At 44.0% G+C, this 13,568-nt stretch carries 9 protein-coding genes; 3 read left to right on the top strand and 6 right to left on the bottom strand.

Annotated features, from left to right (window positions below; genetic code table 11):
• The 3 genes from ACSX1A_RS11540 (at nucleotide 1) to ACSX1A_RS11530 (ending at nucleotide 3,201) form a co-directional block, all read left to right on the top strand.
• Nucleotides 1-1,059 (top strand): homoserine O-acetyltransferase family protein, encoded by a 1,059-nt coding sequence (locus ACSX1A_RS11540; RefSeq protein ID WP_439879804.1) that lies wholly within the window; start codon nucleotides 1-3, stop codon nucleotides 1,057-1,059.
• Nucleotides 1,040-2,278 carry a homoserine dehydrogenase gene (locus ACSX1A_RS11535; protein WP_439879803.1) on the top strand — a complete coding sequence of 413 codons (1,239 nt, stop codon included), beginning with the start codon at nucleotides 1,040-1,042 and terminating at the stop codon, nucleotides 2,276-2,278. The genes ACSX1A_RS11540 and ACSX1A_RS11535 overlap by 20 nt, the downstream gene beginning before the upstream one ends.
• 191 nt (nucleotides 2,279-2,469) lie before the next feature.
• Nucleotides 2,470-3,201 (top strand): hypothetical protein, encoded by a 732-nt coding sequence (locus tag ACSX1A_RS11530; RefSeq protein WP_439879802.1) that lies wholly within the window; start codon nucleotides 2,470-2,472, stop codon nucleotides 3,199-3,201.
• Nucleotides 3,202-3,270: 69 nt separating this feature from the next.
• Here ACSX1A_RS11530 and lysA read toward each other — a convergent pair whose 3' ends face one another.
• From lysA to ACSX1A_RS11500, 6 genes are all read right to left on the bottom strand, one after another.
• On the bottom strand, nucleotides 3,271-4,413 hold the full coding sequence (gene lysA, locus ACSX1A_RS11525) for a diaminopimelate decarboxylase (protein WP_439879801.1): 1,143 nt from the start codon (nucleotides 4,411-4,413) through the stop codon (nucleotides 3,271-3,273).
• The gene (locus ACSX1A_RS11520) at nucleotides 4,406-5,737 is read right to left on the bottom strand and encodes an aspartate kinase (protein ID WP_439879800.1); all 1,332 of its coding nucleotides are present in this window, start codon (nucleotides 5,735-5,737) and stop codon (nucleotides 4,406-4,408) included. Before ACSX1A_RS11520 ends, lysA begins: the two co-directional genes overlap by 8 nt.
• 139 nt (nucleotides 5,738-5,876) lie before the next feature.
• Nucleotides 5,877-10,166 (bottom strand): T9SS type A sorting domain-containing protein, encoded by a 4,290-nt coding sequence (locus ACSX1A_RS11515; RefSeq protein WP_439879799.1) that lies wholly within the window; start codon nucleotides 10,164-10,166, stop codon nucleotides 5,877-5,879.
• Between the two features lie 308 nt (nucleotides 10,167-10,474).
• The gene (locus ACSX1A_RS11510; RefSeq protein ID WP_439879798.1) at nucleotides 10,475-11,689 is read right to left on the bottom strand and encodes a beta-ketoacyl synthase N-terminal-like domain-containing protein; all 1,215 of its coding nucleotides are present in this window, start codon (nucleotides 11,687-11,689) and stop codon (nucleotides 10,475-10,477) included.
• Between the two features lie 107 nt (nucleotides 11,690-11,796).
• Nucleotides 11,797-12,414 (bottom strand): dethiobiotin synthase, encoded by a 618-nt coding sequence (gene bioD / locus ACSX1A_RS11505; protein WP_439879797.1) that lies wholly within the window; start codon nucleotides 12,412-12,414, stop codon nucleotides 11,797-11,799.
• On the bottom strand, nucleotides 12,411-13,550 hold the full coding sequence (locus ACSX1A_RS11500; RefSeq protein WP_439879796.1) for an aminotransferase class I/II-fold pyridoxal phosphate-dependent enzyme: 1,140 nt from the start codon (nucleotides 13,548-13,550) through the stop codon (nucleotides 12,411-12,413). The genes bioD and ACSX1A_RS11500 overlap by 4 nt, the downstream gene beginning before the upstream one ends.
• Nucleotides 13,551-13,568 lie beyond the last annotated feature (18 nt).

Genomic DNA, 13,568 nt, shown 5'->3' with positions numbered 1-13,568 from the left:
ATGCTTGAGCAACATACTTTCCACTATCAGCAACAGTTTCAGCTGGAGTCCGGGACCACACTCCCCGGCTTCCAGTTGGCTTATACTACCTATGGCTACCTCAACAGCAACCGTAATAATGTGATATGGGTCTGCCATGCCCTTACAGGCAACTCTGAATTTACCGATTGGTGGGGAGAGTTGTTTGGAAAAGGAAAACTTTTTGATCCAGCCGATTGGTTTGTGATCTGTGCAAATACCCTGGGCGGGTGCTATGGTTCAACTGGTCCGCTGTCTGTTAATCCAAACACATTAAAACCATACTTCCATGACTTTCCGCAACTGACCAACCGTGATATTGTGGCTGCTTTTGATCTGCTGCGCCAGGACCTGGCGGTAACGCAGGTGCATACCCTGATTGGCGGTTCGTTGGGAGGGCAGCAGGCGCTGGAGTGGGCTTTGCAAAGACCCGAAGTATTTAAGCGATTGGTGCATGTTGCATCCAATGCGCGTCATTCGGCGTGGGGTATTGCTTTTAATGAAAGCCAGCGCATGGCTATCCGTCTGGATCCAACCTGGGCTGAGTACAGTAAAACAGCAGGTCTTGAAGGACTGAAAACGGCCAGAGCCATAGCAATGCTTTCCTACAGGCACTATAACACCTATGAGCAAACCCAGCAAGAACCAGGCAACAGCATAACTGATAATTTTAGAGCATCAACTTACCAGGAGTACCAGGGAGAGAAGCTGGCCGGCAGGTTTAACGCCTATACCTATTGGCTGCTCTCCAAAGTAATGGACTCTCATAACATTGGTCGTGGTAGAGGGGGAATCGTGAAAGCACTCGCGCACCTGAAAGCGAAAACTTTGTTTGTTGGCGTAGATTCAGATCTGTTGTTTCCGGTGCAGGAGCAACAATATTTACATGAGCAGGTGCCTGGCTCCGCTTTTTATTTGATCAAGTCTGATTACGGACACGATGGGTTTTTAGTAGAGTGCGATCAGTTAACAAAGGCGATCTCTACGTTTTATGAAGCCGAAAATATTCAAGCACTAAACTATGAGAAACATGCTTACTAACAGAATAGGTATACTTGGCTTTGGCTGTGTAGGCCAAGGGCTATATGATGTGCTGCAGTATAACCGCCAAATGGAGGTTGCCAGAATTTGTGTGCGGGACAAGGGAAAAGCCCGCTCCCTTCCTGCCTCCGCTTTCACTTATGATCCGCAGGAGTTGTTGCAGGATGACTCCCTCCTTATCCTGACAGAGTTGATCAACGACCCGGCTGAGGCGCTTATACTGATTAGACAGGCACTGAAAGCCGGTAAAACCGTAGTTTCAGCAAACAAAAAAGTAGTGGCAGAAAACCTGCCGGAGCTAGTAGCACTGCAAAAGCACTATGGCGGCAGGCTGTTGTATGAGGCGGCTGTTTGTGGCAGTATACCTATACTTAGGACCCTGGAAGCCTACTACGGCACCGAGCCTTTATTACAGGTGCGCGGTATTTTGAATGGCTCTTCTAACTACATACTATCCAGGCTGGACACGGATGGAAGCACTTACGAAGCTGCCTTGGTTCAGGCACAGGAACTGGGTTTTGCTGAAGCTGATCCGGCTATGGATGTGCAGGGATATGATGCGCTTCATAAAATATGCCTGATAGCAGCACATGCGTTCGGAGTTTTTGTGCAGCCTGACCATGTGCTATGTTTTGGTATAGACACTATCACTGCAAAAGATATAGTGTTGGCACAAAAGCTTGGAGCTCGTATCCGACTGGTTGCTTCTGCCAGGGTTACTACCGAGGAGCAGCTTGAAGTGCAGGTACTTCCAACATTCGTCTTTCCTTCGGATGAGCTTTATCATGTGCAGGACGAGTATAATGGTGTACAGATACAGGCAAAATTTGCAGGTGATCAGTTTTTGAAAGGCAAAGGCGCGGGGAGCTACCCAACCGGCTCTGCTGTTTGGGCGGATGTTTCGGCTGCTCTGAATGGTTATCGTTATACTTATCCGAAATACAAGCCTGCTGTTGCTACCGACCCGGATACACTGTTACAGGTATATATTCGCATGCCCAGCGATCTGTTTCTGACAAATATTAAGTGGAATGAAGTAACCTCATTTGGTGTAAACCCGGAAGAGTTACAACTTATAGGATTTGTGAAGCGCAGAAATCTGAATGAGTTGCAGAAAGAACTGATTAGAGCTAAAGCTTTTATTGCACTGCTTCCTGAAAATGTTACCCCTGAAGCAGTCATAAAAGCGTCGTGTTATGAGAAAGAAGCTATTCTGTAGGTATAGTTACAGGTAAAGTTTAAGCAACAAAATTTTAAAAAATAAAAGCGGTAAATCATTTAAATATCTCATTAAATGTATAATTCTATGTTTAAAGGGCTGAAGCGGTGTAAAATTGCTAGTTGAAATTGTAGCTTTAAGCTAAAAGTGCTCGTACAACAATTATGTGTTGATGATTAAATTGTACGATAATGGTCAGAAAAATTATACCCCTCTTTTTATATATACTTGTTATTGCCGCCTTCTCCAGTTGCAGGCAGGATAACGGATCACCTATCAGGAATGTGCGCTTCGATCCTAATTTATTAAGCCAGGCAAAGGATGGGTCAGCTTGTACCTCGTACAGCTACTCCTATAATGGGCAGGAAAAGTCGTTAGGAACTGTTTTTACGCGGCAGGTATTGGTAACATTCGCAGCCGGTACAACATATGATGTACAGAAAAGCGCAATTGAAAAATATGGCTTTGTGAATGGCATTAGCGGACAGACCAGTTCTGAGTCTGAAATGCTCTATACACTTTCCTTAATGGAAGGCTTGAGCTGTCATCAAACCGAACAAGTTATAAAGATACTCGCTCAGGATAAGCTTATTACTTATGCGGCTCCATTTTTTGTGCAACAGGATAATTTACTTGGAGTGAGCAATGAAGCCATTGTAACTGTACAAAGTGGAGGGAAAGCAACTTTAGACAGAACATTACAATCTTATGGAGCCAGTCTGGTAGGAGGGCTTGATGAAAACACATATATAGTTAAAGTAGATAAGAATGCGAGTGGAAATGCGCTTGATCTGGCAAATTTCCTTCAGGGGCAGGAGGGTATAGCACATGCAGAGCCAAATTTTGTAGTTTCTCAAATACAGGAAACACCTGCTCGCATCAGAGAATACAGAGATAGAAGCAACGGTTCAGTAAGAAGATAATCCGACTGCTAAAGTATAAAAAAAAGCCCCTCATAAAATTATGAGGGGCTTTTTTTTATACTTTAGCAGTTAAATATACAGTGCTTTCGCTTTTGTGCGGAGATTATATTGTGAGGCCATTACTTCGCCGTAAGCACCGGCCGTATGGATAGCTATCAGGTCTCCACGATTTGTTTCAGGTAGTACAACAGCTTTACCAAAGCAGTCCGATGATTCGCAGATAGGGCCCACCACGTCATAGCGGACTTCTTCTTTTTCACTGGTCAGGTTCTCGATCTTGTGGTAAGACTGGTACAGCGCCGGACGGATCAACTCTGTCATGCCTGCATCAAGTATGGCAAAGTTAGTTGTAATGCCTTTTTTGATATAGAGGACCCTGGAAAGTAGTGTTCCGCATTGTGCCACAAGTGCACGGCCTAGTTCAAAATGCACCTGCTGCCCAGGTCGAAGTTCCAGGAACTGGTTAAACAGGCCAAAATAAGCTGCAAAGTCGGGTATTGGCTGCTCCTCCGGGTTATAATAGTCCACGCCAAGGCCACCACCTACGTTTACATGCTCTAGCTGAATATTATGAGACAGGAACCACTCCTGGAACTCATTTACACGCGTACACAAATTACTGAATACAGAAAGGTCTGTTATCTGGGACCCAATGTGGAAGTGGATTCCGATCAGTTTGATATGTTGCAGTTTTTGCAGCAACAGCAACACGCTATCCAGTTCCCAGGCGTTTATTCCGAATTTGTTTTCCTCAAGCCCGGTAGTAATGTACTTATGAGTTTTGGCATTAACGTTTGGGTTGATGCGTAGTGCAATACTGGCAATTTTCCCTTTTGCCTCTGCCAACTCGTTCAGTATTTCAAGTTCGTGGCTTGATTCGCAGTTAAAGCAGAAGATATCCTGGTCCAGTGCATAGTTGATCTCGTCATCGGACTTACCCACGCCGGCAAATACAACTTCCTGTGGTGCAAAACCATTTTCTATGGCCGCTTTAACTTCATTGCCACTTACACAATCTGCCCCAAACCCATGATGGCGCATTTCATTAAGTATTGGCTCATTTGCATTTGCTTTTAAAGCGTAATGTACATGGAAGTTATACTTGTCTGCTTCCTGCTTTGCTGTTTGCAGCGTCTGGCGCAAAAGCTCCAGGTTATATACATAAAGGGGAGTGGCGTGCTGCTTCAACTCCTGTAAGTGTTCCTTAAGCATTGGTTGTGTTTCTCTCAAAAATTCCATCGTTCAACCTGGTAAGTGCCTCAACCTTGTGGGAGGTATCAATCAAAAGACTGATATTATTCTTGCTTCCACCATAAGAGATCATGCGAAGCGGAATAGCTTTAAGTGCTTCAAATATTTTTAAGCCCGACCCGCTTCGCGCTGCTATAAAGTCACCTACCACACAAATAATTGTCTGGTCCTGGTCAACCTCTACCTGTCCAAATTCTTTTAGCTCAGCAACGATCTCATTCAGGAATTTAGCGTTGTCAATTGTCAACGACACTGCTACCTCAGAGGTAGTGATCATGTCGATGGGTGTTTTGTATCTTTCAAATACCTCAAACACACTTCGTAAGAAACCATATGCTAGCAGCATTCGCCCTGATTTAATCTTAATTGCTGTGATGTCATCTTTGGCGGCTACTGCTTTAATACTTCCTCCTTTGCTTTCGGAAGTTATGATTGTGCCTTTTGCCTCAGGCTGCATCGTGTTTAGCAGACGCACCGGAATATCCTTTTCTTTTGCAGGGTAAACACTGCTAGGGTGTAGGATCTTTGCGCCAAAATAAGCCAACTCCGCTGCCTCATCAAAAGATAACTCTGCAATAGGGTATGTATCCTTTACGATGCGTGGATCGTTGTTGTGCATCCCGTCGATATCCGTCCAGATCTGAATTTCATCGGCATCTGCAGCGGCACCGATGAGAGAGGCTGAGTAGTCTGACCCACCACGCTTTAGATTATCAATCTCACCAAACGCATTCCTGCAAATATATCCCTGTGTGATGAACAGTTTTGTGTTGGGATATTGCTCCAGCTCTGTTTTCAGGTTCTTTGCAATATATGCCGTATCTGGCTCCTCATTCTCATCGATCTTCATGAAGTTGAGCGCCGGAAGAAGTACAGAAGGAATATCTTGCTCCTCCAGGTAAAACTGGAAAAGTGCTGTAGAAAGTAACTCACCCTGCGCAAGCACGGCTCTTTCTTCATGTATTGTGAAAAGGTCAAGAGTGAAAGAGCGGAGGTAATCGAAATGATTGTTTAAAAGCTCTTCGGCCTGATTTTTTTTAGCAGAAGTAGTATACAACTCTTCTGCTACCTGTTTATATTTATTGTGTAGCGCATCAATCAGCGCAGTAGCTTCCTGGTTTTTATTCTGATGCAGCTTTTCAGCGATCTGCACCAATGCATTGGTAGTACCCGACATAGCGGAAAGCACTACGATCTTTGGCTCATCGTTTTTGATAAGCGAGGCTACTGCCTTCATTCTCTCAGCGGTGCCCACAGAGGTACCACCGAACTTTAAGATTTTCATCTAGTTACTTTAAAAATAAATATGAAGTACAAAAATAACGCAGGAAGTTCAGAATATTGGTACTTATCAAAAAATAATATACAACAGGAAAGGCTGCCTTTAAAGGCAGCCTTTCCTGTTGTATGGGCTTCAGGCTATTTTAGCGGGCCTTCAGTACTTTCAGGGTGGTGTTGATGTTGGGCCCGGAGAGTTTGAGGAAGTAGAGTCCGGTGCGCAGGGCCTGGAGCGGCAGGTTCACCTGGTTGAACCCCGCCAGCATGGCTTGCCTGCCACTGTAGACTGCCTGCCCCCGGATATCGACCACTTCCAGCTTCACCTCCTGTGCCCCGGGTAGGGTTACCACTGCATGGAGCTCACTGGTGAAAGGATTGGGGTAGGCTTGCGCTGTACCGGCCACCGGCAACTGGCCCAGGGCCACGGAGATGATCTTGCTGTAGCTGCTCTCGCCACTATAGTCCACCTGGCGCAGGCGGTAGTACACTGTGCCAGTACCCGGATTTTTGTCAGTAAAGTTGTAGCGAATGGCCTGGGAGCTGTTACCGTTACCTTTTACAATTCCTATCTGCTCAAACTGCTCCCCGTTGGTACTGCGCTCTATCTCAAAACGGTCGTTGTCCTTTTCCATAGCTGTAACCCACTGCAGGAGTACTTTGCCCTCCTCCGGGCTGCCGGTAAAGTAGGCCAAATGCACTGGGAGGGGCGTAGGAGCCGTTGGTGTACTTACTCTGTCATACATTCTGATGAGTAAAGATGTATTGGAATTAAATCCTTTTGCATCTGTTGTACGAATTGCTAGAGTATAGTTACCTGCTACAAGAGTTGATGCATTAGTGACTTTAAGATACACCTGGTTGCCACTAATGGATAGTGCAGTGCCCGGAGGCACTATTCCACTAGTCAATAAGTAATTTGAAATACCTCCGTCAGAATCTGTAATAACAGCTAACACATCTCCTAACACATATTCATCAATAAACTTAGTGGTTTTGACACTTGGGTATGCGGGGCAGTTAACTGTGATTGTAACTGTACTCGCAGAATAAGTTCCTTCTCCACAGCTCGTTGTTATACTCCACTTGAAAACATAATCACCAGATACCAGTCCTGTTACCGTTGGATTTACTGAGTTAGTGTTTACAATGGTGCTAGCAGATGGACCGCTGACCTGTGCCCAGGTGCCGACTCCAGGTGCTGGATCGCTGCCTTGCAAGGTAGTGCTTGGGCCGCAAACTGTTTTATTTGAACCAGCTGAGACAGCTGCAGATGGGCCGTTAGTCACCGTTACTGTTGGCTCAGATAAAAGGGTAGATGTGCAAGTACCAGTAGTTACTTTAATCTGGTAAGTTTTAGTACCCAGTGTGTTTAGAGTGCCTGTTGATAAAGTGCGGGTGCCGCTGTTGCCTAAAACACTTGTAATTGCTACGTTTGGATTGCTTTTGTCTACCAGCGTATAGGTATAAGATGCACTTTCTGTACTAAAGCTAAAGGTAACAGAAGAACCAGGGCAAATAGTGGAATTAGAAGGAGTAACAGTTTGATTTACTAAAGGTCCGGTTCTTGTGATCGTAATTTTCTGAGCATTTTCATTTTCAGCTATACAGCCACCATCCAGTCTTGTAATAATAACACCAAAATCAGTCGTTTGACTAACGGCCATAGCTGGAAAGCTAATATCTCCATCAATAGTTGGTATAATCGCAGAACCAATTTTATTCTTGTTTGAATAGTAAATAAGTTGATAGGAGTATCCGGTAAGTGCATTTTTAACTGTAATGCTGCTTGAAGTTCCCGGACAATTGCTCGTTTGGTTTGAAGCTAACAAAGTAAAGTTATTCGGAACAGGGCCATAAACACCTACTGTAAGGTCACTACCTATTTTGTATTTACAACTAGCTCCTACTTTAAAGGTTTGTACAAATAACTTTTTCCCATCATCAGCACTGGCTAAGGCAAAAGTTTCGATGTTTAATGCACCACCAGTACCTAACATAGAATAACTGAATAAGCTTGCCTGAGCATCTGATTGGGTACTTGTTTTGATATAAACGTTATATATTGTTCCCGCTTCTGATTTATTAAGTTTTACAATTGCTTTCTCATTAGGGCAATATTTTACTTTTGATAAACTGGTTGTGATCGATTGGTCAGCAGGTTTACATTGAACTTCTACTTCAGCCGATGGAGCACTCTCGCAGGTTGAACCTGAAGCTTTGGCTGACACAGTAACTTTTGCGCCTGCATAGAAATCAAAAGGTGTTAAAGAGGCAGGCGTGGAAGTGCTTGAGAAGGTCCAATCTCCAGCCGAATTTGTCACAACTGTTATTGAATTGCCATTTATGTCAACAATTGGGTCTCCATTAATATATAATGTTATCACTGTGTTAACAGGAGCTTTACCTGTAACCTTAGTATCTCCCTCCACAATAGGAGATGAAGTGATAGTTGGTAAAGCTCCTGAATAGGATGTACCAATAGTTTTAGGAGATGAGGCAACACTTTCAGTTTTATTTAAAGCGGTTGCTTTTGCAGTTACAGTTTTGCCTCCAACAAGACTTAAACCAGATATTGTCCAGGCTCCATAAGCATTAACTTTAGTAGTTCCGATTAAAGTTGCACCATCATAAAGGTTGATTGTTGTACCAGGAGCTTCTGATGATGTTCCAGATATTGCGGTTGTGGTACCACAATAACTTCCAATAATGACAGGCGCTGCGCTTTGAACAGGTGTCGTTACAATAGCTACATTTACTGCATTCGATCTGCCAGAAGTAGAGGTACAAGGTGAATTATAAGTTGCACGTGCGTAAAGGACATCACCATTTGACAGATTTGTAAGATTGACTACCCATGTAGTTGTGTTAGTAGCCAATGTGGTTGAAGCAATTTGAACTCCGTTTTTAGTAAGTGTTAAAGTGGAGCCAGCTTTGCCTGTAATTGTTACAGTAGCTGTAGAGGCTGTGATGGAAGACGGTGTTATTGTAGGTGAAGGCGTGGTATATTCTACTGCCTGTCCATTACCATTATTTGCTGATACAAAACAAAATTGATTTGAAGCGTTAGATTCACAACCGTTAACAGTTACGGTAGCATAGTATGTACCATCAGGTAAAGACCCTCCTTGATTACCCCAATCTGCTACCCAAGTTGTTCCAGCCGTAATATTACCTGAAAAAAGTGGGCTAGTGTTCCCAATTAGATAAACTTTGATTAGGCCAGTTTCAGATGTTGTTCCTGTTAAACCCTTGTTACCGGATGAAGGTCCGTAAATCGTAGGAGGATTTGTGGAAAAACAACTTGATTTTTGAATTTTTACTGGACTAGATAAATCTGAAAGAGATTTATTTGCAGGTTTTACAGTAGCTGTGATTAGTCGATCAGCAACTAAAGTTGATTCAGCAACAGTAAGAGACCATGTGCCATTTGTCGTAACAGTTGTGCTTCCAATAAGTATTCCATTTTGAAAAACATCAATCACGGAACCAGCAGCTTCCACTGAATAACCGGTTAAAATTTGACTAGTACCTGAACCTTTATTTATAGGACCATTAACGACAGGAGCAGTTGCTTTTACTTGAGCAAACCCACCTGTTTGAATACCAGTTGGCGTAGTAGGAGTGTAACTCCCGATGATATCCTTCAAAGCACCTATAAAATTTCCGCTATACTTGGTGTCATCTACACCTCCAATATCAGATGCAACCCCAAAAAGCCCACTTTTCGCGCTGGTAACGGTTACCCCGGTCATACGAATTGGAGTGCTTGCTGTAAGGCCACTGCCAAAAGCTGCTATCGGCACATAAAAGTCATAAAAATAATCAGGGTCTCCTCCTCCAGTAGAGGCTGCAATAGACTTTTGAGAATATTGATCTACAGAACCATTAAATATCTGTGGGCCTTCAGTAGTTGTGTTTGACCCATGGTTATATATCCGAACATCAAAATTAGTTGTTAACACAACTTCATATTCAAACCCAGGGTTTTTACCTGTACCAGATACATCGTTATTCGTATCAATCAGAATGCTATACCCCTTCGAAGCAGTAGATTGTCCAGCTAGTCTAACTCTGAAAAGTAGATTTGTTCCGTCAAAATAACTGGATAATGGAGAAGAGCCAACGCCTTTCGGTGCATAATCCGTGTGGCCGTATTTGGCTCCTGTAGAAAGGTCAGAGAGAGGCTCATTCATAAATACAGGGAAAGGCTTATAGTCGATCTCACTGTAAGCAGCCCCTTCATCATTGCCACCAGTAAAACCAGCGCTGGTTTTAGAAACATAACCGTTTCCGTCTGGGTCTAAAACCTTATTCCCGCCATTGGTAGCAGGTTTGTAAATGAGTCCTGGAGTTTGTGCATAGGAGTTTAGTGTTAGGCCTAACAAAAGCAAAACAACAACTATATATGGTACTGATACGAATGTGATTTTTCTCATTTTATTACAACAGGTAAATTTGAAGCCTGCTTAAATGCGTTTAGACCGAAAAAAACGCTTTATTTTCCTGCCCGTTTAATCAACATTTGTACCTTATATAAGTGATTTTAGATGTTTGTTAAGCCGTGTCTGTTTAATAGGACTTTAAGAGAGAGGGTGTTTGAAGAGTTATAAATTTAATACTAAAAAGCATATATGATAATATGTACATTTTTAATATCTGTTCCATAATGGGATGCGTATTTCCCAAAAATGGAAGCAAGGAAGGTTGTCCTAAATAGTTGACTTTAGGAGAGAAGTAAAAGCTTTTATAACTTTTTTAATATAACACTCGTAGCATTTCCGCCAAAACCAGCAGCATTGATAAGTACTCTTGTTAAGTTACTAGTATTGTGGTTTTGAACTAATGAAGTTGAATAGGGGATGGAAGGAATTTGTTGTGTTTGTAATGCATGTAAAGCATACTCTAAACTTAATGCGCCAGAAGCTCCTAAAGTATGGCCAATAAGCCATTTATTCGTGCTGATTAAAGGTGTGTTTTCTATACCAAAAGTAGCTTTGATAGCAGCCAGTTCTGCACTGTCGCCGACGCGGGTTCCTGGGGTGTGGGTGATAATAAGATCAATATGACGATCTTTTTTCGGCAGCTGTTCAAGGGCATGCCGCATTGATCTTTGAAAATTCAGCCCCTCAGAAGAAATACCAGTTTTACTCTCAATTTTTTCAAATCCCAGGCCAACAGCCTCAACAAGTATTGTTCCTTGCTGTATGCTATCTTCTGCTTTCTGCTCCATAGCAAACACTGCTGCCCCTTCTCCGAGCACAAAGGTGTTTTGTTTGACAATTGCATATGGTTGACACGGGTACGGATCGTTGGCCAGCTTAGAGTAAATCCCTACTGCCTTCATCTGGGCAATTGTAAAAGGAGTGAGAGGGGCTTCTGTGCCTCCGGCTAAAAAACGGTTTGCCATACCTGCTTTTAACCATGCAACACCATTGGCAACAGCCATAAGTGCTGTGCTGCAGGTCATGGAGTGGCTGATCTGGCCACCTCCCGCATTTACAGCTTGTGCTACCCAACTGGAGAGGTTGCCAAGTGTGGTAGTCGGGGAGGCGCTTGATGATACCCTTCCTGCAGAACTCTGCTGAAAAGAATCATAGTGATGCTCAAACAGACCGGTTGCGCCACGAGAGGAACCAATGTTCACGGCCAGATCATCTTTTAAAGATGAATTTTCAGTAAACCACCCTGCTGTTATGGCAGATTGTCTGGCTGCATAAATGGCTAACAGTACAGATCTGTCAAGTTGATTGTAAAAAGGGTTAGACTGCGTGAGCTTAAGTAATTCGGCTTCTGCAGCAGGCAATAATCTGGCTACCGGAGTAGCCTCTCCGTTATGGATGATCGTAGTGAAAGCAGGTTGACCCAGCGCATATCCCTGGCTGACTGAAACAAGGTCATGGCCAAGTGGGGAAATGCTTCCTGTGCCGCTGATTACAATATGCTTCTTCCGATCTGCCACAGTACTTCTAGTAAAGCTTATTAGGAGTTAGTATTGCTTCTGGATGCTTCGAAAAACTTTCTTGACACCTAATAAATAAACCTGTCAATGTATAAACTAGTTTAGGCTTACTTTAAGTAGCTTTTAAACTGCTCAGCATATTCTGCCACTGTTTCTTTACAAAAATCAGCTTCCTGGCGAATGGAAGGCAGGCGACGAAGGCCAGTATACTTAATGATGAAGTCTTCGGAGCTCTGGTTCTCTTCTCCGTTAAAGATGATACCCGCTACAGGTATTTTGCGGTAACGCAGCACCTCGGCTGTTAACAGCGTGTGATTTATACTTCCAAGGTAATTACGCGACACCAACACCACATCCAGGCCAAGTTGCTGCACGAGGTCGATCATCAGGTAACGCTTGTTTAAAGGCACCATTAAACCACCGGCACCTTCCACAATCAGGTTGTTTGCTGTATGGGGCAATTCAAGCCCATGCACGTCAATCTCCACGCCTTCAGCGGCTGCAGCACGATGTGGTGAAGCTGCCATTTTCAGGCGGTAAGCTTCCGGGTGAAATACTGATGCAGGGTTAGATACCAGACTCATAACAGTGTCGGTATCTGTGAAATCCAAGCCGCCTGCCTGCACAGGTTTCCAGTAATCGGCTTGTAGCGCTTCGGTAAGAATGGCGGCTGCAACTGTTTTGCCAACATCCGTACCTATGCCTGTTACAAAATATCGTTTCATGTTCCTTTGGCTATGGCCTGCACGAGGCCCTCAATTTCTCCTAATGTATTATATGCATGTACAATTACCCGTAAGCGTTCCCGGCCTTCCGGCACAGTAGGGCTAAGTACAGGGCGTACATCAAAACCTTCTGATTGTAAGTATAAAGCTAATTCCTTTAGCTTCTGCACATCGGCAACCTCCCGGAAAACTGAAAGTATAACACTCTCTTCCGGTGAGCAGCGGATGCCTTTTATTTTATTCAGTTGCTCGAACAGGTGCCTGGCAAGTTTTTTTACCTGGTCACGTTCTTTATTCATCTCCGGCAACAATTTATAAGCGCATTTAAGCGTTATAAGAGCGTGTGTCGGCAGACCTGTTGTGTATATAAAAGCGCGACTAAAATTTATAAGATAATCGCGTAACACTTTTGATCCTACCACAGCTGCACCATGGCTTCCCATGGCTTTTCCGTAGGTAATAACCTGAGCAAACACCTGGTCTTCAAGACCTAATGCCACAGTCATGCCTTCACCTTTAGGGCCATACAGGCCGGCAGCATGCGCCTCATCTACTATTAGTGCTGCACTGTGCTCCTGGCATAGCTGTGCCAGTTCTGCCAAGGGCGCTTTATCGCCATCCATAGAGTACACTGACTCTACAAGCACATATACTGTTCCGGTCGCAGTTTGCAGTCTCCGCTTTAAGTCCGCCACATCGTTATGCCTGAAGCTGTAGCTTTTTGCAAAACTTAGTCGCAGGCCATCTTTTATAGAAGCATGACTGGCTTCGTCATAAAAAACGGTATCGCCGCGTTGCGGCAGGGCAGACAGAAGCCCGACGTTAGCCGAATACCCGGAGTTGAACAGCAGTGCTGCCTCTCCATGGTGGTATCTGGCTATCGTTTTTTCCAGTTCCTCAAATAAAGTATGATTACCTGCTAATAACCGGGAACCAGTTGCTCCCAGTGGCAGGTGTTTATAGTTTTCCTCTTCCTTATGGATAAGTGCCCGCAGTTCTTCAGAGCGAGCAAGGCCGAGGTAATCGTTAGAGCAAAAATCAACCAGGCCGGTGGTAGTTTTAAGCTGACGCAGGTTGCCCTGCGCGGCCCGTTCCTCCAGCTTTTGCTGTAGTTTATTTTTAAGGATTTCAGACATAAGACGTTAGCTGTAAGA

The sequence above is a fragment of the Pontibacter sp. MBLB2868 genome, assembly GCF_051904785.1.
Taxonomy (GTDB): Bacteria; Bacteroidota; Bacteroidia; order Cytophagales; family Hymenobacteraceae; genus Pontibacter.
This window is presented reverse-complemented; position numbering and strand designations above follow the sequence as displayed.

What these genes read in the sequence shown, in the direction of transcription:
- ACSX1A_RS11540 (WP_439879804.1), top strand. Translation starts at nt 1, where the DNA reads ATGCTTGAGCAACATACTTTCCACTATCAGCAACAGTTTCAGCTGGAG.
- ACSX1A_RS11535 (WP_439879803.1), top strand. Translation starts at nt 1,040, where the DNA reads ATGAGAAACATGCTTACTAACAGAATAGGTATACTTGGCTTTGGCTGT.
- ACSX1A_RS11530 (WP_439879802.1), top strand. Translation starts at nt 2,470, where the DNA reads ATGGTCAGAAAAATTATACCCCTCTTTTTATATATACTTGTTATTGCC.
- lysA (WP_439879801.1), bottom strand. Translation starts at nt 4,413, where the DNA reads ATGCTTAAGGAACACTTACAGGAGTTGAAGCAGCACGCCACTCCCCTT.
- ACSX1A_RS11520 (WP_439879800.1), bottom strand. Translation starts at nt 5,737, where the DNA reads ATGAAAATCTTAAAGTTCGGTGGTACCTCTGTGGGCACCGCTGAGAGA.
- ACSX1A_RS11515 (WP_439879799.1), bottom strand. Translation starts at nt 10,166, where the DNA reads ATGAGAAAAATCACATTCGTATCAGTACCATATATAGTTGTTGTTTTG.
- bioD (WP_439879797.1), bottom strand. Translation starts at nt 12,414, where the DNA reads ATGAAACGATATTTTGTAACAGGCATAGGTACGGATGTTGGCAAAACA.
- ACSX1A_RS11500 (WP_439879796.1), bottom strand. Translation starts at nt 13,550, where the DNA reads ATGTCTGAAATCCTTAAAAATAAACTACAGCAAAAGCTGGAGGAACGG.